This window comes from Bradyrhizobium sp. 186, assembly GCF_023101685.1.
GTDB lineage: Bacteria > Pseudomonadota > Alphaproteobacteria > Rhizobiales > Xanthobacteraceae > Bradyrhizobium.
The window spans coordinates 255,685-277,378 of sequence record NZ_CP082165.1 but is presented as its reverse complement, the minus strand read 5'-3'; the positions used below and the strand labels follow the sequence as shown (position 1 = coordinate 277,378).

Below are 21,694 nucleotides of genomic sequence, written 5' to 3'. Positions count from 1 at the left end.
GCCGTCCGCCGCAGCCGCGGCGCGGTCGCGCGCGCCCAGCAGAAGGACATCTCCAATGGCGCAGGACGACCCTTTCACGATCGACCTCTTCGGCAACACAGCCCTTTCGTCGGGCCTCGGTCTCGGCGTCACCGCCTTCGCCGCCCACTTGGACGGCGACGACGACGACGGCGACCCACCGCCGTCGGCCCCGCCGCCCGCCGGGCCGGCGCTCGCCCCCGTGCGGCCTTGCGCACCGCAGACTCGCACGCGCGGCGACAACTTCTACCTCGCCGGCGACCGCAGCCTGGCAAAGGGCTGGAAGCAGCGCGCCCGCGACAGCGTCGCGGCCATTCGGCTCGCTGCGCAGATCGAGGCGGAGCAGCGGCCCGCCTCGCCGGACGAGCAGCGGCAGTTGATACGCTTCACGGGCTTCGGCGCCTCCGAGCTCGCCAATGGCGTCTTCCGCCGGCCGGGCGAATCCGAGTTCGCGCAGGGCTGGGAGGAGATCGGCGCCGACCTCGAGGACGCGATCGACGACGCCGGCTACGCCTCGCTTGCGCGGTGCACCCAGTACGCCCACTTCACGCCCGAGTTCATTGTCCGCGCGATCTGGTCAGGCCTGCAGCGCCTCGGCTGGCGCGGCGGCCGCGTGCTCGAGCCCGGCATCGGCACCGGGCTGTTTCCGGCGCTGATGCCGGAGGAACTACGCGAGACCTCCCACGTCACGGGCGTCGAGCTCGACCCCGTCACCGCACGCATCGCCCGGCTGCTGCAGCCGCGGGCGCGGATCGTCACAGGCGATTTCGCACGCACCGAGCTGCCGGCCAGCTTTGACCTCGTCGTCGGCAATCCGCCGTTCTCGGACCGGACCGTGCGCTCGGATCGCGCGTACAGGTCGATGGGCCTGCGGCTGCACGACTATTTCATCGCCAGGGCGATCGACCTCCTGAAGCCCGGCGCCCTCGCCGCCTTCGTCACGAGCTCCGGCACGATGGACAAGGCGGACGCCCGGGCGCGTGAGCACATCGCGAAGTCGGCCGACCTGATCGCGGCCATTCGCCTGCCCGAGGGCAGCTTCCGCGCCAGCGCCGGCACCGACGTCGTCGTCGACATCCTGTTCTTCCGCAAGCGCAAGGTCGGTGACGCGGAAGGCGACCTGTCGTGGCTCGACCTCGACGAGGTTCGGCCGGCGGCGGAAAACGAGAGCGCGATCTGCGTGAACCGATGGTTCGCACAGCGCCCGGATTTCGTGCTCGGCGGGCACGCGCTCGCGTCCGGTCCCTTCGGCGAGGCCTACACCTGCCTGTTGCGCGAAGACGAGGATCTCGAAGCGAGGCTCAAAGCCGCGATCGGCCTCCTTCCGAAAGCCGTCTACGACGGCGAGCCCGAGGTAATCGATCCCGACCTGGAAGAAGCCGGCGATCCATCTGACGTCGATTGGCCTGTCGATCGCCATGTGCGCGAGGGCAGCTACTTCTTCGACAAGGCCCACGGCTTGATGCAGGTCGTTGACGGCGAGCCCGTCGCGGTGAAAGCGCGCAAGGGCCGCAGCGCCGACGGCATCCCGGAAAAGCACGTGCGCATCATCCGGAAGCTGATCCCGGTCCGCGACGCCGTGCGCGAGGTGTTGAAGGCGCAGGAGCTCGACCGGCCGTGGAAGGACGCCCAGGTCAGGCTGCGCATCGCCTGGTCGAACTTCGTTCGAGACTTCGGCCCGATCAACTTCGCGACGGTCTCGACCGCCGAGGACGAGGAGAGCGGCGAGGTGCGCGAGACGCACCGCCGGCCGAATATCCAGTCCTTCCTCGACGACCCCGACTGCTGGCTGGTCGCCTCGATCGAGGACTATGACCTCGAGACCAACACCGCGAAGCCCGGGCCGATTTTCACCGAGCGGGTGATCGCGCCGCCGGCGACCCCGGAAATCACCAGCGCGGCCGACGCGCTCGCCGTCGTCCTCAACGAGCGCGGCCGCGTCGACATCGACCACATCGCCGAGCTGCTGCACCGGGACCGCGACGACGTCGTCGGCGAACTCGGCAGCGCCGTCTTCCGCGACCCCGCGGACGGCTCGTGGCAGACGGCGGACTCCTACCTGTCGGGACACGTGCGGGAGAAGCTGAAGGCTGCTGCCGCGGCGGCCGCGCTCGACCCCTCCTACGAGCGCAACGTCACGGCGTTGCAAGGCGTGCAGCCCGCAGACCTCAAGCCCTCCGACATCACCGCGCGTCTGGGCGCGCCGTGGATTCCGGCCGCCGACGTCGTCGCCTTCGTGAAGGAAACCATGGACGCCGAGATCAGGATCCACCACATGCCGGAGCTCGCATCGTGGACCGTCGAGGCACGTCAGCTCGGCTGGATGGCGGCCGGCACGTCGGAGTGGGGCACCGACCGCCGGCACGCCGGCGAGCTTCTCGCCGACGCGCTAAACAGCCGCGTCCCGCAGATCTTCGACACGGTCAAGGATGGCGACAGCGAGCGCCGCGTCCTCAATATCGTCGACACCGAAGCCGCCAAGACCAAGCTGCAAAAGATCAAGGACGCCTTCCAGCACTGGATCTGGTCCGATCCCGACCGCACCGACCGCCTTGCGCGCGTCTACAACGACCACTTCAACAACATTGCGCCGAGAGCTTTCGACGGCTCGCACCTGAAGCTTCCGGGCGCCTCTGGCGCTTTCGTTCTTTATGGGCACCAGAAGCGCGGCATTTGGCGAATCGTCTCGGCCGGCTCGACCTACCTGGCGCACGCGGTGGGCGCCGGCAAGACCATGACGATGGCCGCCGCCGTCATGGAGCAGCGGCGGCTTGGCCTGATCGCCAAGGCGATGCTGGTCGTGCCCGGCCACTGCCTGGCGCAGGCCGCACGCGAGTTTCTCGCGCTCTACCCGAACGCCCGCATCCTCGTAGCCGACGAGACCAACTTCACTTTAGCCAAGCGGCACCGCTTCCTCTCGCGCGCTGCGACCGCGACCTGGGACGCGATCATCATCACGCACAGCGCGTTCCGCTTCATCGCTGTGCCCTCTGCCTTCGAGCAGCAGATGATCCAGGACGAGCTGGAGCTCTACGAGACCCTGCTGACCAAGGTCCAGAGCGATGACCGGGTCTCGCGCAAGCGCCTCGAGCGATTGAAGGAAGGCCTGAAGGAGCGGCTGGAATCGCTCGCGACGCGCAAGGACGATCTGTTGACGATCTCCGAGATCGGCGTCGACCAGATCATCGTCGATGAGGCGCAGGAGTTCAGGAAACTCTCCTTCGCGACCAACATGTCGACCTTGAAGGGCGTCGACCCGAACGGTTCCCAGCGCGCCTGGGACCTCTACGTCAAGTCGCGCTTCATCGAGACGAAGAACCCGGGCCGCGCGCTGGTGCTCGCCTCCGGCACGCCGATCACCAACACGCTCGGCGAGATGTTCTCGGTGCAGCGCTATCTCGGCTACGCGGCGCTCCTTGAGCGCGGGCTGCACGAGTTCGACGCCTGGGCGAGTACATTCGGCGATGTCACGACCGAACTTGAGCTGCAGCCCTCTGGCAAATACAAGCCTGTGACGCGCTTCGCCACCTTCGTCAACGTGCCGGAGCTCATCGCCATGTTCCGCTCCTTCGCGGACGTGGTGATGCCGGAGGATCTGCGTCAATACGTGAAGGTGCCGGCGGTCTCGACCGGCAAACGGCAGATCCTCACCGCAAAGCCGTCGCCGGCGTTCAAGCGCTACCAGAGCCTGCTCGGCGAGCGCATCAAGGCGATCGAGGAGCGCGACCGCGTACCGGAGCCTGGCGACGACATCCTGCTGTCAGTCATCACCGACGGCCGCCACGCTGCAATCGACCTGCGTCTGGTTGATCCGGATAGCGACAACGAGGCTGACAACAAGCTGAACCTGCTTGTCGGCAACGCTTTCCGCATCTGGAATGAGACGGCCGAGAGCAGCTACACGCGCACGGATGGTAAACCCTTCGAGTTGCCTGGCGCCGCGCAGATGATCTTCTCCGATCTCGGCACCATCAGCGTCGAGAAGAGCCGCGGCTTCTCCGCCTACCGCTGGATCCGCGACGAGCTGGTCCGTCTCGGCGTGCCACCCGGCGAGATCGCCTTCATGCAGGACTACAAGAAGTCGGAGGCGAAGCAGCGCCTGTTCGGTGGCGTGCGCGCCGGCAAGGTCCGCTTCCTGATCGGCTCCTCTGATACGATGGGCACCGGCGTCAACGCGCAGCTTCGCCTGAAGGCATTGCACCACCTCGACGTACCCTGGCTTCCGTCGCAGATCGAGCAGCGGGAGGGCCGGATCGTGCGGCAGGGCAATCAGCACGACGAGATAGACATCTTCGCCTATGCGACCGAAGGCAGCCTCGATGCGCAGATGTGGCAGAACAACGAGCGCAAGGCCCGCTTCATCGCAGCCGCGCTTTCCGGCGACACCTCGATCCGCCGGCTCGAGGACATGGGAGAGAGCCAGGCCAACCAGTTCGCCATGGCAAAAGCCATCGCGTCGGGTGACCCGCGCTTGATGCAGAAAGCGGGCCTCGAAGCCGACATCGCGCGGCTCGAGCGGCTGCGGGCTGCGCACATCGACGATCAGCACGCGGTGCGGCGGCAGATGCGCGACGCCGAACGCGACATCGAGCTCTCCATCCGTCGCGTCGGCGAGATCGGCCGGGACATCGAGCGTCGTATCCCGACCGCCGGTGACGCCTTCACCATGGCGGTGACGGGAGATCCTCACGTCGAGCGCAAGCTCGCCGGCCGCGCTCTGATGAAGGAGACCCTGACGCTGGTGCAGCTTCAGCACGAGGGCGAGACCGTCATTGCCTCGATCGGTGGTTTCGACATCAAGTTCAGCGGCGAGCGAGCCGGCCGGGACGGCTATCGCTACACCACGATGCTGCTGCGGACCGGCGCCGAATACGAGATCGAGTTGCCGGTGACGGTCACGCCGATCGGCGCGATCGCCCGTATCGAGCACGCGCTGGCCGAGTTCGAGGGCGAACGGGAGCGCTATCGCCAGCGCCTCGCCGACGCCCGCCGACGGCTTGCGTCTTACGAGTCCCGCGATGGCGGGGACTTCGCCTTTGCCACCGAGCTTGCTGAAAAGCGCCGGCAGCTTGCCGAGGTGGAGAAGGCCCTGGCGGAGGACAGCGAAAGCGCCGGCGAGCTGGCCGCGGCCGCATGAGAAAATGGAGGAGAGGTGAAGGGAGAAGGCCCGCTCGCAGATCGGGCGGGCCGCCGACGCTGGCGCTCAACCGCCGCCTGCGCAATCCCAGCCCGTCGTCCTGCGCAGGGCTTTGCCCCGCTGGGCCTGCCGGCCAGGGATGCTCGGCCGCAGTTGCACCGGCCCGCCCGCTCCGCGGGGCCCAGGGGTGTCTTCGGGAAGAAGACGAGCAAGGGCCGGCGGCGCCGGTCCGCAATCCCAAAAAGGAGCCTTCCCATGCAACTCATCAAGGTCGATCCGCGCGCGCTGAAGGAGAACCCCGACCGCATGCGCCAGACGAAGTCGACGCCGCAGGCCGATGCCCTGCTGCTGGCCACGATCAAGGCCGTCGGCATCGTCCAGCCGCCAGTCATCACGCCTGAGACAGGCGGCGGCAACGGCTACGTCATCAATGCCGGCCACCGCCGCGTGAAGCAGGCGATCGCCGCCGGCCTCGAGGAGATCGACGTGCTCGTCGACGAGGCGGCGAACGACAACGGCGCCATGCGCTCGATTGTCGAGAACATCGCCCGGGAGGCGCTAAACCCGGTCGACCAGTGGCGTGCGATCGAGCGCCTGGTCGCGCTCGGCTGGACCGAGGAGGCGATCGGCGTCGCGCTCGCGCTGCCGGTGCGTCAGATCAGGAAGCTGCGCCTGCTGGCGAACGTGCTCCCCGCCATGCTCGACCACATGGCCAAGGGCGACATGCCGAACGAGCAGCAGCTCCGCACCATCGCCGCAGCCTCGCTCGACGAGCAGAAGGAAGTCTGGAAGAAGCACAGGCCGTCGAAGGCCGATCCGCAGGTCTCTTGGTGGAGTGTCGCACAAGCGTTGCAGAAGACCCGCATGCACGCGCGCCACGCGAGCTTCGGCGAAGACCTTGCGCAGGCTTACGGAATCCACTGGGTCGAGGACCTGTTTGCTCCGGCTGACGAGGACAGCCGCTATACCACGGACGTCGAGGCCTTCCTCGGAGCCCAGCAGGAGTGGATGGCGAACAACTTGCCGAAGAAGGGCCTCATCGCGGAGGCCACCAACTATGGTGAGGTCAAGCTGCCCCCGAAGGCGGAGCGGGTCTTCGACGACGCACCCATCGGCTCGATCGTCGCCTGGTCCGACGGAACGCCGCAGCCGCCGGCGCGATTCAGGAAGAAACTCGCCGCCTGGCAGTCCAGCAACAGCAGGGGCCGCCTGATCCGAAAGCAGGGCGGACGAGGCGTCGGCAATATCTCGCTGTCGGCCTGTTTCACCCTGCACGAGGTCGACTATGGCGTCGGCGGCGTCATCGCGATCCGCGTCCACCGGACGTTTTCGCTCGAGTCGAAGCTCCACTTCACCGTCGTCGAACGTCCGGCCATCGGCTCGGTCCGCGTGCTCGACCGCTCCGGCGACGACGCCGAACTCGTCCATCTCGCCACGAATGAGGCCGACGCGAAGGAGTGGCTGACGCGCCACGGCTATCCGCACGCCGTGCTGGAAGAAGTGACGGCCGACGACGCAGGCCCCGACATCATCGAGGGGAGGACCGCGGCATGAACGCGTCATCTCCTGCTTCCGACGAAGCCCTTGAAACCCCGGGCATCTCTTTTGGCCGAAGCGCTGACGGCCTTCTCGTCGCAATTGTCGGCGAGACGGCCTTTGCGATGGCGCCGGCCCGCGACGGGCGGCATTATCTCGTCACGGGCTGGCGCATCTCCCGCCCGATGGGCGAGTGGACGCGCGGCGATTTCTACGGACATTCCGGCGAGCTCGCCGACGAGACGGCGTTTCGCAACGCCGTGCTCGAAAACGCCGAGCATCAACGCGAGCGCAAGATGCTCGGTCGCGTCGAAGTCCATTCGCGCGACCACACGCCTTGGGGCACCTCGCAGGGCGCGACCGTCTACGCTGAAGGCGTTACGGCGCATTCTGCGGCTGGGCACGGCGGTTTCAAGCTCTCGGCCGAGCAAAACCGCAAAGTCCACCCCCTGCTGCGCTCGAAGGGCGGCTGGTACGAGGAAGATGCCGAATGGGCGATCGTGGCGATCACCTTCCCGCATCTCTTCACGGCGTTCGAACGTCGTTGCGCCGAGAGAACGATCAAGGACAGTTGGCCGGACGCCTGGGAAACGATATTCGGCGCGATCCTCAAGTCGGGCGAGTCCTACGAAAAGGACCGCCGCGCCTTCGAGCAGGCGCACGCGCGGGACTGGATCGTCGTGTCGGCTATCACCTCGAAGCACGCGCCCGGCTTCGTCGAAACTGTCGCCACGCCGGGCGGCAAGCGCGGGCCGGGGACTGAGGAGCGTCGCTTCCTCGTCCCTTCCGACGAATATCAGGTGGGCCGCTTCGGCTTCGTGATCGATGAGACCCGCCACCGGGTCTACGGCGGCCCCTCCGACTTCGTCGGCTGGAGGTGACCCATGCCCTGGCGCCTCATTGCCAAAGCCTTCGGCTGGCACACGGCCACTGCCGAGGACGGCGAAACGCCGGTGCTCGTCGTCCGGCATCCGCGGCTCCGACGGCATTTCACCGGCACCGACGCTTGGAGGCGCGCCGTGCGCGTATCCATCCACGCGCCGAATCCCTACCCGGCTGATGTCGACAGAAAGGAGATCCAGCCATGAAGGTTTACCATGTGGCCGTCAATCTCCTCGTGCACGCGTACCATCATCCCGAGAGCGCCATCGCCTACGCACTCGACGGCATCCCCACGCCAGGCATGCGCAAGCACGCCGGCATCGATTCGGCGCTTGCGGGCGCCGGCGACGACGTCGCCTCATCCATCGCCGCGGTCTCCCTTGCGGACGAATACACGCCCGTCGAATCCGCCTTTCCCCTATGGTCCGTGGGGACGGAGCGATGATCGAGCCTCAAGACCGACACCTCCTCGCGCGCATGGAAGCCACGCAAGCCGAGACGCAGCGTCGTCTCGGCGTCATCGAGCGCCAGATCGCGTCACGTGCCGAACGGCTGACGACCACCGATCGGGCGAAACGCCGGCAGCACGGCCGGAGCGCGTCGAGCTGGACGAACGCGGACGAGCGTCTGTTTCGGCAGCATGTCGCGGAGCTCGCCTTGGCTCGTCGCGGCGAGATCGACGCTCTCACGCGCAAGCTCGATCGGCAGGAGACGGCGATCGCCGAGTTTCGGGCGCGCCAGCGCGCTTCCGACGCGTTGCGGTGAGTGAGGAAGGACCCACCAATTCGGGCGCAAGCGGCGCGTGCGAACACTTCATGTTGAGGCGGGGAGTTCAGCGGGTTTGGCCCGACCTTTCACGGTTTCGGCCCCACGCTGACCCTAGGCCGTCGCTCCCTCGGTTTGTGCTGCGGTCTGAACCGGCCGCGGTCCGCTTCAAGGGCAAGTCGCGAAGCGATCGGCGGCCGCCGTCTCGCGTTGGGGGGCCGCGTTCTTCGCAGGCCTAAGGGCCCGCTCGTCCACAACCCACCCATGCTCGCCTTGGCAGCCACCGCCCCCTGAAGCGACCCGCTGAAGCCGGTTCTGGTCGACCGCACCCGAGGGAGCGACGGCAAAGGGCCCGTCGCTTCCCAAGGCGAAACCGAGAAAGGATCTCATCATGACCAAGACCGTCCGCTCCCCCCGCTCCTCCGCCCGTGTCATCCCGCTCCGCCGCGGCACGACGCTCGAAATGGTCCGCCTCGTCTGCCCCGACGCCGCACAGACACTGCGCATTTCCGAGAGCTTCGGCCTTGCGGTCCTCGACAGCGACGGCATCCGCGACTTGCACGAGCGGCTCGTCATCGAGACCGCCGACGCACTCAAGGATGGCCTGAGCGAACGCGCCATGCAGATCCACCTGCAACGGATCGTCGGTGCTTATGTCGCGTCGGCCCACGGCGCCGGCCAGTTCTACACCCGGGCAGTCACCGAAGCGCGAGATGCGACCGCCAAGCTCGCCAACGACAGCCGCGATGAGGACCTCGACGGTCCGGTCGGCTTCGATAGCCAGGCACAGCGCAAGCGTGAATTCGCCGCCGACATGGGCGCGCAGGCTCACGCGCTTCGCATGGCCGCCGAAGGCGCCGTCGCCGCCTACGAACAGGTCGTCGGCGAGACCTGGAAGCCTTTCGAGCGTCCCGTCGACAACACGACCGACACCGTCGGCCGGAAAGCGGCCAAGACGCAGATGTCGGCGTTCGACTGACCGTCGGCGCGGGGCCTCGGCCCCGCGCCTCTTCCCACTGAAGCCACCTAACGGGGCCGGTCCACGAGACCGGCCCTCTTTAGTGTCGCTGCTGGCAACAGAGGGGACCGCCGTTCGTGTTGCTCGCCATCGTCGGCCCCTCCCCGTCCGTGGTCCTGCGCCGGACCCGATGTCCGCGCAACGGTTTCGCCGTCCTTCGCGCTGCTTCGGCCCTTCGGGTGCGCGGACTTCGAGGCCGGCGGTGGCGGACCCCGTGAGGGGCCGCGATGGGCGCGGCCTCCCGAACGGAGGTTATTATAATGAGCAGGAACGGAGAAAAGTCGCGAGGCGACCTGTACGCCCGGATCACGGACCGCATCATCGCCGAGCTCGAACGCGGCGTGCGCCCCTGGGTTCAACCCTGGACCGCCGCGAATATAGCGGACCGCATCACGCGGCCGCTGCGACACAACGGCCAGCCCTATACGGGTATCAACGTCGTGCTGCTTTGGTCAGAAGCCGTTGCGCGCGGCTTCCGCTCTCCGATCTGGATGACGTTCAAGCAGGCCAGCGAACTCGGCGCGCATGTCCGTAAGGGCGAGACCGGCAGCGCTGTGGTGTATGCGAGCCGCTTCACCAAGATGGAGACCGACGCTCACGGCGACGAAGTCGAACGGGATATCCCCTTCCTCAAAGCCTATACCGTCTTTTGCGTCGATCAAATCGATAGCTTGCCCGCGCATTATTATGGTCGGCCGCCCGTCGTCGCATCAACGATCGAGCGCAACGCGCACGCCGACGCTTTCTTTGCCAACACCGGCGCGATTGTTCGGCACGGCGGCCCGATGGCGTTTTACGCGCCCTCGTCCGATCATATTCAGATGCCGCCGATCGAATGTTTTCGCGACACGGCCTCCTATGTTGCCGTCAGAGCCCATGAGACCGTGCATTGGACCGCTCCCGCTCACCGCGTCAATCGCGATCTCAGCCGTTACGGCAAGGATCGCAGCGAACGCGCGCGCGAAGAGCTCATTGCCGAACTAGGCAGCTGCTTCCTCTGCGCGGATCTCGGGATCGTTCCCGAACTTGAACCCCGTCCGGATCATGCAAGCTATGTCAAGTCGTGGTTGGAGGTCTTGTCTAATGAGAAGCGCTTTATCTTCTCGGCTGCCGCGCATGCGCAACGCGCCGTCGCCTATCTGCACGACCTGCAGCAGAAAGCCGCAGGTGTCGAGGAGGCAGCATGATGAGCGCACACCGTGATTGGCGCCGGCGATTCCCGGCCCTTACTTATCCGGCGATCAGCGCAGAGACCGCAGCCCCTTACTTGGCCGCTATAGCTGACCCTTTATTCCTCGTGCTGCGGGACCTGACGGGAATCTTGCTTGGCTTCCTTCGAGGGCGGGCAACGTTCTGGCTTTGCACGGGGCGTCGGCTTTGCCGAGCAAATCTCATTCGCGGCCTGCGGGTTCACTTTGCGGGCCGCGTGACTCTTGACGGCTGAGCAGCGTGCTTACTTCAGGATTCGGGCTTCGACCAGCAAGCGTGAGGAATTGTCAGGTGTAAGGTGATAGTGATCGGGTTCTTTCCCCGTCAAGGTTTCGATGATCGCAGTTCGTGTTCCTCGGCCGTTTCTTCTGGCACCACCCACGTCGTCCTCGATTGGCATGTCTGACCGAAGGGCGTCGTCGCTTAAGCGCCGCCTCGCTCTTACCCCCGCAACAGCCGGTTGCGACTTTCTTCCCCTGGGCCGCTGCGCGTCCATTCCTCGCGCAAGACAAGAAAGTCGTGCCCTGGCTGCCCTTTACTTCGTGCCGGCCCCTTCGGGGTGCGGGTCGACCGCCTCCGGTCTGTCGCCAGCCATCGAGGCCGCGATGGGCGCGGCCCGGGAAACTGAAAAAGGACACGACAATGGCGACCATCGGCATCTTCACCTCAACCGGCAACGGCTTCACCGGCACGGTTCGCACTCTCGCCCTCAATGCCAAAGCCAAGCTGGTCCGGGTCGAGAACCCCTCCGACAAGGGACCGCACTTCCGCATCTTCGCCGGTAATGTCGAGCTGGGAGCGGCTTGGCAGAAGACCGCCAGGGACACTGAGCGCGATTACCTCTCAGTCAAGCTGGACGACCCGAGCTTCCCGGCTCCGATCTACGCCACCCTGATCGAGGTGGAAGGCCAGGAAGGTCTCCAGCTCATCTGGTCCCGCCCCAGCCGGGATTGACGGCCGACGCAGCGGCCCCGCCGAAAGGCGGGGCCGTCTTCGCGTGAAGATCCGTACCCGAACGACGAGCTCCTGACCATGTGCGGCGCCTTAAATCCTGCGGCGTGGCGCTCCACCCGCTATGGGCGTGGCAGGCTATTGGGAAGCTGAAGTCGACCCGTTTATCGTGTCTTGCAGCTTCTGGATGCGCGCGAGGATTTCGTCAAAGTCCAGCGGCTTGTCGTCGAACATCATCGGCGCCATGTCGCGATAGTCGGCGCGCAGGTCGTTCTGGCGCGCCTTCGGCGGCATCAGCTGCAACTTCCCTGGCCGTGCTGTGTCGTAGCTGGCCCAAGCTGAGCGAAAAAAGATCGCCTTGTGCTTCGCGACCTGCCCGAGCAGCTCGAAGTCGGAAGCCGCGGCCTTTCCATCCTCGGTGTCGAGCAGCATCGCGATGTCGTAGTAGTGCCGCGAGAAATATTGCGGCGTTGGCGAGTCCTTCGGACGGTGCGCCTCGGCGTGCAGCGCCGTGGCTTTTTCCCAGAACGTGCGCCGCGCCGAGAGCACAGTCACGGTACAATCCGGCTCCTCGAAGAACCCTGGAAAGTCGTCCGCCGCATAGGGCCGGATGGTCTTGTCTTCTGTTGGCCAGGGATCGCCGCGTGCGCCAAACTCCAGCTTCACCCGCGGAGTGATGTAGGCCATGCCTTCATACGCCTCCTTGCTCAGCGCGGTTGGATAATGGAAGTTCACGGTCTGCGGATCGCTCGCGTCGATCTGCAGCGACCATTCGCCCGCTGTCGGCTCACCGAGATGTTTGGCGATCGCCGCACGAAGGGCGGGCAGCAGCTTCTCGGCAATGTGCTTCGCAACGTCAGCGACGAGATCTTCGATGAGCTTGCCGGCCTGCTTCCTGCTGATCCCTTCCTGTTCGGGATCGCGATTTCCGGTGTAACCGAGATCGGCGCGATCGAATGACAGGTCAATGTCCTCGGAGAAACGGCGGATCGCGCCGAACGCCTTTGACAAGGACGTCCCACCCTTGAAGATCAGAGTGGGCGCGTCTTTGTTCGGCACCTCGAAAAGGCGCTTCAGGGTCCAGCAGACCCAGAAGTCTTTCTCGATGACGGTATTGGCGACGCCACGTGCCGCTCCGGTTTCGCCGAAGAGCGCCGCGCGATCGGAGGCATCGAGGAGAGCGACTCTATCCATCGCGCGCACTCGACATGGTGTTGGCAATGGAGACGAGCGTTGGCCGCATCCATGCAGGAGCCTGGACAGCGCTCGCGGCGAGCATCTTCTTGTCGCGCGCCGACAACTGACGGATCGCGACCTGAACGACGTCGGTTGCCCGGATCGGCCCCAGATGGCGCAGAGCTTGAACGACGATGCCAGCCGGGCTGCCGGGGGCGATCAAGTGCTTGGGCGAAGCGTGCCGCAGATCGATGGTTCGCTTGCCGAGCACGACACGGCGGGGCGGGCCATCGGTCAAATAAGTGCTTTTGGCCGGGACCTGCATGGACAAGCCGAGGACGTTGGCCGCGCGCGCGCCGGAGATCTGAACCCGCGAGCCCGTCTCCCGGGCAAGCGCCTGCGCGACATCATCGGGGCCAGGCGAGAGCGGGCCAAGCTTCGGATGCACCTTCGGGAAATCGTAGAGGCCGCGCGCCAGGCGGCGCAGTCTGCCGCCCTTAGCCAGTCGAGAGAGTGCCTGATCCACCGCCGCGCGGCCCCCAATGTCCAGAAAGTCGGCCGGCGTGAAGACGCTACCGCGCCCGCCGGCGCGGGCGCGCTTCAATATCCGGTCCGGAACTGAGGGCGCTTTCATACGTCAGAAAATAATACATATTTTTCTGACATTCAAGGGTCTCAAAATCATCATTTGTCGCGGCCCACGGCTCGCCGGTCTGCCTGCGTCCTAACGAAGGGCCGTGCGCAAGGCTTCCCTAGTTGATCCAGTACGGCCCTGCCCTGCCTTCCGGCGAGGCACTGACTTCCGCGCGCTCTACAAGACGCCCCACGCCCGATAGCGTCCCCGCCCGGTCGCCTCGCGCAGGCCGAGCTCGGCGACGAGGTTTTGGGCGGCACGGGGTGTGATCCCGAGCTCCGCCGCGATCATGCCGGCCGAGACGATCGGCCGGGTCAGCACGTAGTCGAGGAGCGCTGGCAGTTTTGAAGTGGCGCGACGGCCGGCGAGCTTGCGGGCGAGCAGGTTTCTGGTCATCAGCCAGCGGTCGTGGTCCTTGCGGCCGGCCTCGGCCGCGGCCGTCATCGCCTCGAGCTGCACGGCGAGCCGCGCTGCGGCGTCGCGCGGCCGCCGGCGCTCACGCGAGATGCTTTTCAGCCCGGCATGCAGGCACGGCAGATGCCAGCGTGTCTTGCCGCGGTCGCGCAATACGGCAGCTACCAGCAGGCGGCCGAGCCAAGGCGTGTGCTCGAGCGGTTCGATCGCGTCCCAGGCATCCGCGGCGATCGCGGCCGCCAGGGTCGGCGGCAGCGTGCGGGTCTCGTCGACGACGGCGCGCCAGTCGCCGAGGCGGCCGTCCTCGTCCCAGTCGGGATCGTAGACGAGGGAATCCCGCTCCGGCCGCGACCGAGCCTCGTCGGCGAGCCTGCGCTCTGCCCTGGCGTTCGCGGCGTCGACCGCGGCGAAGGCGGCGGCCAGATGGGGATCGGCGTTGATGGCGCCAAGCGGCCCTTCGAAACCCACCTCATCCCGCTCCGCGTCCTCGTCGACCCCAAGACTTCGCTCGACAACCTTCCGGTTGCCCGTCCCCTCCTCTCGCTCGCTCCGGCCGCGGAGGCCAGCGAGCCCGGCAACTGACAGCGCCCAATCGGGCTTCGCCTCGGCGATACGGCGCCGGATGCGTAGCACGGCATGAGCCCGGGTCAGCTCGTGGGTGGGGACGCGGACGTCCATGCCGGCGTCGTGGAGGACGAGGTCGTCGAGGTGGACAAGTTCGCCGTCGAGCCACAGACTGGCGCAAGCGTCGGCGAAGTGCGTCCGGCTGATCGCGCCGTCGCGGATTGGGCTTTTGGCCAGCCGCTCGTCGAGGCGGGCGAGCGCATCCTCGGCGGCCGCGAGCGGGCCGGTGAGCTGGGCCCAGGGCAGCGGGTCCGGGATTTTGTAGCTGGGCGGCAAGGTCTTGATAACCTTAACAGGAGGCAGCGAAACAGAAGCTAACACGGCTTTGGCTTCCGTCATAGCGAGGCCTGTTCCAGGCCACCTCTCACTATCGATAACCACCCCTTATCGATGGTGTCGGTGCCCGTGAATCAGCGGTTCTGACGGCCTGGAGCCAGATAAATCACCGCCGCCAGGCCGCAGATCATCGAGAGGACGCACTTCTTGTCAGCTCCCTCCCCTCTTCCGGACGCCTTCGGCCGCTGCCGACCACGCGATCGCTCTCAGATGTCGTCAACCTCGCAGCGAAGTGCGTGGAGCCAAGCACCATCTTGCTAGTTTTGATCGCGGCGGGTCCTCGTCGTCGGTCAGATCGACGGTTCGAACGGCTCTGTGATCACAGGCATTTGGCTGGCTTCCTCGGCTGGTTCGGTGCCGTCACGCGCGACCGCCGGCGCATTGGTTGGTTTTGACTCGTCGTCTAGGACCTCTCTGCCACGCCTGCCTCGCTCCGATCGTAAACTTGTCAGGCCGCCTCGATGTCGGTCTGCGGAAAATCGGCACCCTTAAACATCAACGGTTCACCAAGATGGCGGGCGCAGGCATAGGCGAAACTGTCTCCGAAATTGAGCCGCGCCGGATGTCGTCCCTTGCCATAGCGGTCGAAGGCGTCGAGGGCGATGCGGGCTGTTTCAGGCGCCACGTTCACCATTTTGATTTCCATCAGCGCAAGGTAGCTCTCGACCGCTTCGGCGGCCTTGGCGATCGGAAGATCGAGTACGCGGGCGACGGCAATCGCCGCCTCCCATACGGCCAGCGGCGAGGTCAGCCGGGTTGTGGTCTGCTGCACGCGCGCCAGCAACTCCCGCGCCTCGTCTTCGTCGGTCAGCATCGCGGTGAGCGCTGAGGCGTCGATGAACATCAATCGTCCTCGTACAGGCTGTCGCGAAACGCTTTGTCGGAAGGCTTGCCGCTCTGCGGATTGCCCTTTGCCCTCAAATCGCGACAAAACTGGACGCCCAGGTCGACCAAGGACGGCTTGCCCTGCTCGCGCTCGAGTTCATGGGCGAGCGCCGTATGCACGGCCTCGGTCAGTCCGATTTTCTTCAGTGCCGCGACCCTGCGGGCCAGTGCATCGGTCTCCGGATTCTTGATATGGAAGGCCATCCGGCGCTCCTCTAGCGCGTATCGTGTATCCTTATATAGCAATCCGGATACACCGCGTGAAGGCCGGGTATTCTCCCCAAATTTGACCGGCGCAAAACTCGTCGGAGGCCTAATTTTTAGATTAGTATTCTATGAATGCCACCCCTTCTCTGTGGTGTTTCCCGCGAGCCTGCGCTGCATGGCCTTAGACAGTCTATGGCCGGTGCCTAGCTTTCTTGCGAGTTGGGACCGGCGTCGAGGCGCCGACCCGACTGAATGAAAATGGGTCAGCATCTCTGGTCGAATTTGACCCAGAACCTACCCACTTTCTTCCTAGGTGTGAATTGAGCGGGGCGCGGATCGACGAGGCCTCCTGATGCCTTAGACCGAACTTCCCCTCGGGATTTTTGTTAGAGCGTTGAGAGGATTTGAGAAGTTTGGATCGGGCTGATTTTGTAGGCATGTAAATGATGATTTTTGGCTTGCGAATGGCAGGTTTCCGTGATTCGATTCCGGCATGTTCGTCGCCCGCATTCCCAACCGCAACTCACCGCCCGCGATCCTGTTGCGCGAGAGCTATCGCGAGGGCGACAAGATCAAGTCGCGCACGCTGGCCAACCTGTCGCATTGGCCGGATGAGAAGATCGATGCGCTGCGCCGCGTCCTGAAAGGCGAGGAGCTGGTCTCGCCGGCCGAGCAACTGCGGATCGAGCGCTCGCTGCCGCACGGCCACGTGGCCGCGGTGCTCGGCATGGCGCGCCAGCTCGGACTGCATCGCCTTGTCCCGGACAAGCCCAGACGGTTGGCCAGGCTGGCTTTGGCCTTGATCGTGGCACGGGTGATCGAACCGGCCGCCAAGCTGGCCACGGCGCGCCAGCTCAGCGAGGCGACGGCGGCGCATTCGCTGGGCGAACTGCTCGATCTCAGCGCCGTCGACGAGGACGAGCTTTACGAAGCGCTCGACCTGCTCGGCACGGCCCAACCGGGGATCGAGGCGACGCTCGCCAAGCGCCATCTGCATGACGGCTCGCTGGTGCTCTACGATCTCACCTCCAGCTATCTGGAGGGGCGACATTGCGAATTGGCGCGGCATGGTTACAGCCGCGACGGTCGTTCCGACAAGCTGCAGATCGTGTTCGGCTTGCTGTGCGCCGCCGACGGCTGCCCGGTGGCGGTGGAGGTGTTCGAAGGTAACACCGCCGACCCGAGCACGCTGGCCGCGCAAGTCGACAAACTGAAGGCCCGCTTCAAGCTGTCGCGTGTGGTACTGGTCGGCGATCGCGGCATGATCACCAGCGCCCGTATCGAAGCCGATCTGATGCCGGCCGGGCTCGATTGGATCACCGCTCTGCGGGCGCCGGCGATCCGCAAGCTCGCCGAGGACGGCGGCCCGCTGCAATTGTCGCTGTTCGACGATCGCGATATGGCCGAGATCACGTCCCCCGACTTCCCCGGCGAGCGCCTGATCGTGTGCCGCAACCCGGATCTGGCCGACGAGCGTCGGCGCAAGCGCGGCGAGTTGCTGGCGGCGACCGAGAAGGATCTCGCCCGCGTCAAGGCCGCCGTGCAGCGTCAGCGCAACCCCTTGCGCGGCGAGGATGAGATCGGTCTGAAGGTCGGCGCCGTGCTGGGCAAGCGTAAGATGGCCAAGCACTTCCACCTCGCCATCACCGACACTTCGTTCGACTTCAGTCGGATCGAGGATGCCATCGCCAACGAAGCGTCGCTCGACGGCTTCTATGTGCTACGGACCAACGTGCCGGCCGAGAACCTCGACACCGCCGCCACGGTGCGTGCCTACAAGAGCCTGGCCCAGGTCGAACGCGCCTTCCGCACCATCAAGACCGTCGAACTGGAGGTGCGCCCGATCCACCATCGCCTCGCTGGCCGCGTGCGCGCCCACGTCTTCCTCTGCATGCTCGCTTATTACATCGTCTGGCACATGCGCCGCGCGCTGGCCCCGATCCTGTTCGACGATCACGACCGCGAGGCCGCCGACGCCGCGCGCGTCTCGCCCGTCGCCAAGGCCAGAGTCTCGGCCGCGGCCAGAACCAAGGCTAATCGCAAGCACACCCACGATGGCCGGCCCGTGCACAGCTTTCGAACGCTGTTGCAGGATCTCGCCACGCTCACACGCAACATCGTTCGCATCGGTCAGGACGCCCCGGCCGCTATGCTCACAAGTCCAACCCCACTACAACAAGACGTCTTCAATCGGCTCGGCATTCCTATCGCCCCATAATGTAGGCAGACGCGCCGTCACGCCCGCTGGAATTACACGCCAGCTCAAATGCTTACGTCGCTACTCAAGGGGAAGTTCGGCTTAGAGGTTGTGGTTTGGCTTGAGGGCGTTCCTGCGAATTGGAGCTAGGGACAACGGGCCAGATGTTGTCAGCTGACAACATCCATCCTTGGCAAAGCCCCCTGTTGTCAGCTGACAACAACCGCTTCTGCGGGTTCTCGTATCTGACGCCGAGCCCAGTCGGGTCTCCGTCCGTCCGATTGGCTTTGTCGGAGTGGCTCGCAGCTCGATCTCGGCGGATGTCCTATCAGCCGGAGGGCGGGTTCGGTGGCTTTGCTGCTAGCTAGCGAAAGGAGCGACTGGCATCCGACGCCGGGCGTATCGGAGCGTCCTGTTAAACTGGATTAGGACAGTTCACCGCCAGGTCAGTCTACCCTCCGACCGGGTCATCCATCCCCAACGCAAGCGATGCCCCGCCTCCCCTGCGTGCGTTCGCGCCGAACCAAGCGCATCTCAGGCCTGCCGTCCGAAAAGTCAGGCGCCAAGATTCGCGGCCATCAAAAGTGGGCCGGCTGGCGAGGTCAGTCCTCGGCGCGGCGTACCGGGCCGACGTGGCGAACCGACTGTAGGTCGCCTATCCGGGCGCGGTCACGAACAGGACGGCACCCAGATAAACCGATGGGCGGCACACTGGGGAACGCGGCGTTGCGGAAAGTCCCGTCGCAAGAGGCGTTTGGTCGGCGTCGTAGCTTTGGAAGGCCTTGGTGCGATAACGGTATTTTAGTACCAAGAACGGACACCGCGGATATCTGCTAGCCACCCCGTTCGGGACGAACATCTCCAGCAGATCCGGACTGTCGGCCCGCGTTTGCCCCGGGCGGCAGTACAGCGAAGGGGCGCGGCATCGCTCGATTCACTCCGTGACGGCCCGGGCGAGTGGGCCGACGTTGCCGGCTCTTCGCGCGTCCCACCTGGGCGCTGAAACGCCTGTGTCCGCGGACGAGGCGGGCAGGGGTACTTCTCATCGGACCGCTGGCCGCGCCGTTGGGCGAACGGCTGTAGCGGACTTCGGAGGTATCGTATCGTCGCGCGGCGGCCCGCTGGCAAGAGTAGAGGCGGGGGGAATCGGAGCACTTTGCGGAGCTGCGCGCGGGCGTCTCCTTGATCGAGACGATGCACAATGGCAGCACCTTCGGTGCAGCGGTGGGAGGCGTGGGGTTCGCCGACTCATGCTATAGTAGAGTTCCGCCCGGTCGCTGGAGGCTTTGTTGTCAGCTGACAACAGCCACACGATGCACCGAAAAATGCCGTTGCTTGTCGTCAGCGCGCCATTAAGCGTTAACAACTCGTTAACCCTTTAATTCTTGCTCAAATCATAGAATCGTGGCCATCTCTCAAGACGGAGATCAGGCGTCTGACGCGCAGAAACCGTCTTGAGAAAGCAAATGCCGAGCTTAGCGGAAGATTCACTTACCATGAGCGAGACTGCGTCTGCCCGGATCACCCGGCACGCCGGCATCCTTTCCGGCCAGCTTCGCTCGCTAGCTACAACGCTTTTCCCGCCTTCAGCCAGTAAGTCTCTTCGCTCGTTCACCTCAGGGGAGGTTGCGCGAATTGCACGCGTGTCCGACGGGTATCTACGACAGCTCTCTCTCGACGGCCTTGGACCGAACCCAGCGACTGGCCCTGGGGGGCGTCGATCTTACACTCTGGCCCAGATTCATGAGTTGCGCGGGTACCTAGCCAGCGCGCGCCCTCGAGAAGCGTTGGAATTTCTCCCGCGCCGCCAGCCGGGCGACAAGCTCCAAATTATCACCGTCGCAAACTTCAAGGGCGGCTCCGCCAAGACGACGACGGCATTATATCTTTCACAATATCTCGCCCTTGCCGGCTTTCGGGTCCTTGCGATTGACCTCGATCCGCAAGCCTCGCTTTCCGCGATGTTCGGGTACCAACCCGAGTTTGATATTGGGGCGAATGAAACCCTCTACGGTGCCATCCGATATGACGAGCACCGCCGGCCAATGCGCGAGATTGTCCGGAAGACCTACTTTGACGGGATAGGTCTCGTTCCAGGCAATCTCGAGCTTATGGAGTTCGAGCACCATACGCCTCGCGCAATGATCGAGCGGCGTGAACGCGGACACGACCTGTTCTTTCGCCGCGTCGCCAGCGCCATCGACCAGGTTGCCGACGACTACGACGTCGTTGTTATCGACTGCCCACCCCAACTTGGTTACTTGACCATGGGCGCGCTAAACGCGGCCACCGCGATGCTCGTGACCATCCATCCGCAGATGGTCGATGTCGCATCGATGAGCCAATTTCTCCTCATGACGTCGGATCTCATGTCCGTCATCGAGGAAGCTGGCGGCCGACTGGATCACGATTTCATCCGGTATGTCATCACGCGTCACGATCCCAACGACGTGCCCGAAGCTCAAATCGTTGCCCTCCTTCGTAACCTCTTTGGATCGGATGTGCTCCAAGCCACCGTTTGGAAATCGACTGCAATCGCCAATGCCGGTCTCACCAAGCAGTCACTTTATGAGCTGGAGCGCGGCACAGTGGGGCGAGGCGCCTACGACCGGGCACTTGAATCAGTCGACGCGGTCAATGCCGAAGTTGCGCAACTTCTCAAGAAGGTGTGGGGTCGATGAGCAAACGTACTGACACCATCAAGAGCCTTTTCACGGCCCCGCAATCTAGCGCGTTGTCAGCTGACAACGTGCCCGGCGCCTTGCCGCGGGTCTCGTCGGGCTCGGTCCGCTCGTTGAAGGATTCTTTTTCCGAAGTCGAGAAAGAGAACGAGGAGCTTCGCGAAAGAATTGCGTCTGGCGCTGTGATCCTTGAAATCGACCCTTCGCTTATTGATCCGTCACCCCTGTCCGACCGGTTTCGTGACAATGATGATAGCTCGTTCGAGGCACTTAAACACTCAATCGCACAACGTGGCCAAGAGGTGCCCATTCTCGTTCGGGAGCATCCCGAAGCAAAAGGGCGCTACCAGAGCGCCTATGGACATCGCCGCGTTCGCGCCACGCGCGAATTGGGCATTCCCGTCAAGGCAATCCTGCGATCACTGTCAGATGAAGCCCTTGTCGTGGCTCAAGGACTCGAGAACGCACCACGCGAAGATTTGAGTTTCATTGAGCGCGCTACCTTTGCGATGCATATCGAAGATGCCGGGCATAGCCGGTCAGTCGTGCAAGATGCGTTGTCGATCGATAGAGCGGAGGCCTCGAAGCTTCTTGCCGTCGCTCGATCGGTTCCAACCGACGTTATCCAAGCCATCGGGAAGGCTCCGAAAGTTGGCCGCGGCCGCTGGCAGTCGTTCGCTGAACTAATCAAGGATGCCGCAGCGCTCAAACGTGTGAGAGCGGCGATCGTTGAACCGAAATTTGCAGAGCGGGAAACCGACGCTCGATTTCTCGCAGCATTTTCGGCCGCGAGCCGTCCATCCCCCGCGGGGACATCAAAGCCGACAGAAGAGAAGCCAGTTTTGTCTGCATCCGGTGAGGAGATTGCGCACGTCCGTCACGCCGAGCGCGAACTGAAGCTCACCGTCGCCAAGAATATTCCGGCCGCATTCGCGGCATTTCTTGTCGACCAACTCCCGACCCTGTTCGACGCCTTTTCCAAGACGAGCGGCGGTCAGGAAACTACCGAGGCCTAATCGCCTCG

17 protein-coding genes and 1 pseudogene are annotated in these 21,694 nt (G+C 64.8%); 13 read left to right on the top strand and 5 right to left on the bottom strand.

Annotated elements, in window-relative coordinates; translation table 11 throughout:
- Window positions 1-55 precede the first annotated feature (55 nt).
- The 10 genes and pseudogenes from IVB18_RS51025 to IVB18_RS50980 all read left to right on the top strand — a co-directional run bounded on the left by IVB18_RS51025 (window position 56) and on the right by IVB18_RS50980 (window position 11,519).
- The gene (locus IVB18_RS51025; RefSeq protein WP_247992045.1) at window positions 56-5,155 is read left to right on the top strand and encodes an N-6 DNA methylase; all 5,100 of its coding nucleotides are present in this window, start codon (window positions 56-58) and stop codon (window positions 5,153-5,155) included.
- Window positions 5,156-5,410: 255 nt separating this feature from the next.
- Window positions 5,411-6,253: pseudogene (locus IVB18_RS51020) on the top strand (ParB/RepB/Spo0J family partition protein); the annotation flags it as partial.
- On the top strand, window positions 6,227-6,709 hold the full coding sequence (locus IVB18_RS51015; RefSeq protein ID WP_247992269.1) for a hypothetical protein: 483 nt from the start codon (window positions 6,227-6,229) through the stop codon (window positions 6,707-6,709). The pseudogene IVB18_RS51020 and the gene IVB18_RS51015, both read left to right, overlap by 27 nt.
- Entirely contained in the window at window positions 6,706-7,572 is an 867-nt protein-coding gene (locus IVB18_RS51010) for a hypothetical protein (protein ID WP_247992044.1), read from the top strand. The genes IVB18_RS51015 and IVB18_RS51010 overlap by 4 nt, the downstream gene beginning before the upstream one ends.
- A gap of 3 nt (window positions 7,573-7,575) precedes the next feature.
- Entirely contained in the window at window positions 7,576-7,779 is a 204-nt protein-coding gene (locus tag IVB18_RS51005; protein ID WP_247992043.1) for a hypothetical protein, read from the top strand.
- Complete coding sequence (locus IVB18_RS51000) at window positions 7,776-8,018, top strand: hypothetical protein (protein WP_247992042.1); 243 nt, start codon at window positions 7,776-7,778, stop codon at window positions 8,016-8,018. The genes IVB18_RS51005 and IVB18_RS51000 overlap by 4 nt, the downstream gene beginning before the upstream one ends.
- Window positions 8,015-8,338, top strand: a complete 324-nt coding sequence (locus IVB18_RS50995; RefSeq protein ID WP_247992041.1) for a hypothetical protein — start codon at window positions 8,015-8,017, stop codon at window positions 8,336-8,338. Before IVB18_RS51000 ends, IVB18_RS50995 begins: the two co-directional genes overlap by 4 nt.
- Before the next feature lie 391 nt (window positions 8,339-8,729).
- Window positions 8,730-9,317 carry a hypothetical protein gene (locus IVB18_RS50990; protein ID WP_247992040.1) on the top strand — a complete coding sequence of 196 codons (588 nt, stop codon included), beginning with the start codon at window positions 8,730-8,732 and terminating at the stop codon, window positions 9,315-9,317.
- A 299-nt stretch (window positions 9,318-9,616) separates the two neighbouring features.
- On the top strand, window positions 9,617-10,543 hold the full coding sequence (locus IVB18_RS50985; RefSeq protein WP_247992039.1) for a zincin-like metallopeptidase domain-containing protein: 927 nt from the start codon (window positions 9,617-9,619) through the stop codon (window positions 10,541-10,543).
- A gap of 664 nt (window positions 10,544-11,207) precedes the next feature.
- Entirely contained in the window at window positions 11,208-11,519 is a 312-nt protein-coding gene (locus IVB18_RS50980) for a DUF736 domain-containing protein (protein WP_247992038.1), read from the top strand.
- Between the two features lie 135 nt (window positions 11,520-11,654).
- Here the strand turns inward: IVB18_RS50980 and IVB18_RS50975 are convergent, their stop codons facing one another.
- The 5 genes from IVB18_RS50975 to IVB18_RS50955 all read right to left on the bottom strand — a co-directional run bounded on the left by IVB18_RS50975 (window position 11,655) and on the right by IVB18_RS50955 (window position 15,789).
- Window positions 11,655-12,710: a nucleotidyl transferase AbiEii/AbiGii toxin family protein gene (locus IVB18_RS50975; protein ID WP_247992037.1), complete on the bottom strand. Its 1,056-nt coding sequence runs from the start codon at window positions 12,708-12,710 to the stop codon at window positions 11,655-11,657.
- A complete protein-coding gene (locus IVB18_RS50970; protein ID WP_247992036.1) occupies window positions 12,703-13,296 on the bottom strand; it encodes a DUF6088 family protein in 594 nt (197 codons plus the stop codon). The genes IVB18_RS50975 and IVB18_RS50970 overlap by 8 nt, the downstream gene beginning before the upstream one ends.
- Before the next feature lie 207 nt (window positions 13,297-13,503).
- Window positions 13,504-14,685, bottom strand: coding sequence for an RHE_PE00001 family protein (locus tag IVB18_RS50965; RefSeq protein ID WP_247992035.1), 1,182 nt, complete (start codon window positions 14,683-14,685; stop codon window positions 13,504-13,506).
- Between the two features lie 463 nt (window positions 14,686-15,148).
- Window positions 15,149-15,544 carry a type II toxin-antitoxin system VapC family toxin gene (locus tag IVB18_RS50960; protein ID WP_247992034.1) on the bottom strand — a complete coding sequence of 132 codons (396 nt, stop codon included), beginning with the start codon at window positions 15,542-15,544 and terminating at the stop codon, window positions 15,149-15,151.
- The gene (locus IVB18_RS50955; protein WP_247992033.1) at window positions 15,544-15,789 is read right to left on the bottom strand and encodes a type II toxin-antitoxin system VapB family antitoxin; all 246 of its coding nucleotides are present in this window, start codon (window positions 15,787-15,789) and stop codon (window positions 15,544-15,546) included. The genes IVB18_RS50960 and IVB18_RS50955 overlap by 1 nt, the downstream gene beginning before the upstream one ends.
- 496 nt (window positions 15,790-16,285) lie before the next feature.
- On the opposite strand from IVB18_RS50955, the gene IVB18_RS50950 reads away from it, so the two are divergent.
- The 3 genes from IVB18_RS50950 (at window position 16,286) to repB (ending at window position 21,686) form a co-directional block, all read left to right on the top strand.
- Window positions 16,286-18,010 carry an IS1634 family transposase gene (locus tag IVB18_RS50950; RefSeq protein WP_247983724.1) on the top strand — a complete coding sequence of 575 codons (1,725 nt, stop codon included), beginning with the start codon at window positions 16,286-16,288 and terminating at the stop codon, window positions 18,008-18,010.
- 1,445 nt (window positions 18,011-19,455) lie between these two features.
- Window positions 19,456-20,670, top strand: coding sequence for a plasmid partitioning protein RepA (gene repA / locus IVB18_RS50945; protein ID WP_247992032.1), 1,215 nt, complete (start codon window positions 19,456-19,458; stop codon window positions 20,668-20,670).
- Window positions 20,667-21,686, top strand: coding sequence for a plasmid partitioning protein RepB (repB, locus tag IVB18_RS50940; RefSeq protein ID WP_247992031.1), 1,020 nt, complete (start codon window positions 20,667-20,669; stop codon window positions 21,684-21,686). Before repA ends, repB begins: the two co-directional genes overlap by 4 nt.
- Window positions 21,687-21,694: the final 8 nt, after the last annotated feature.

Excerpts from the sequence above, each read along its gene's own strand:
- IVB18_RS51025 (WP_247992045.1), top strand. The coding sequence starts at position 56 with ATGGCGCAGGACGACCCTTTCACGATCGACCTCTTCGGCAACACAGCC.
- IVB18_RS51010 (WP_247992044.1), top strand. The coding sequence starts at position 6,706 with ATGAACGCGTCATCTCCTGCTTCCGACGAAGCCCTTGAAACCCCGGGC.
- IVB18_RS51005 (WP_247992043.1), top strand. The coding sequence starts at position 7,576 with ATGCCCTGGCGCCTCATTGCCAAAGCCTTCGGCTGGCACACGGCCACT.
- IVB18_RS51000 (WP_247992042.1), top strand. The coding sequence starts at position 7,776 with ATGAAGGTTTACCATGTGGCCGTCAATCTCCTCGTGCACGCGTACCAT.
- IVB18_RS50995 (WP_247992041.1), top strand. The coding sequence starts at position 8,015 with ATGATCGAGCCTCAAGACCGACACCTCCTCGCGCGCATGGAAGCCACG.
- IVB18_RS50990 (WP_247992040.1), top strand. The coding sequence starts at position 8,730 with ATGACCAAGACCGTCCGCTCCCCCCGCTCCTCCGCCCGTGTCATCCCG.
- IVB18_RS50985 (WP_247992039.1), top strand. The coding sequence starts at position 9,617 with ATGAGCAGGAACGGAGAAAAGTCGCGAGGCGACCTGTACGCCCGGATC.
- IVB18_RS50980 (WP_247992038.1), top strand. The coding sequence starts at position 11,208 with ATGGCGACCATCGGCATCTTCACCTCAACCGGCAACGGCTTCACCGGC.
- IVB18_RS50975 (WP_247992037.1), bottom strand. The coding sequence starts at position 12,710 with ATGGATAGAGTCGCTCTCCTCGATGCCTCCGATCGCGCGGCGCTCTTC.
- IVB18_RS50960 (WP_247992034.1), bottom strand. The coding sequence starts at position 15,544 with ATGTTCATCGACGCCTCAGCGCTCACCGCGATGCTGACCGACGAAGAC.
- IVB18_RS50955 (WP_247992033.1), bottom strand. The coding sequence starts at position 15,789 with ATGGCCTTCCATATCAAGAATCCGGAGACCGATGCACTGGCCCGCAGG.
- IVB18_RS50950 (WP_247983724.1), top strand. The coding sequence starts at position 16,286 with ATGTTCGTCGCCCGCATTCCCAACCGCAACTCACCGCCCGCGATCCTG.
- repA (WP_247992032.1), top strand. The coding sequence starts at position 19,456 with ATGCCGAGCTTAGCGGAAGATTCACTTACCATGAGCGAGACTGCGTCT.
- repB (WP_247992031.1), top strand. The coding sequence starts at position 20,667 with ATGAGCAAACGTACTGACACCATCAAGAGCCTTTTCACGGCCCCGCAA.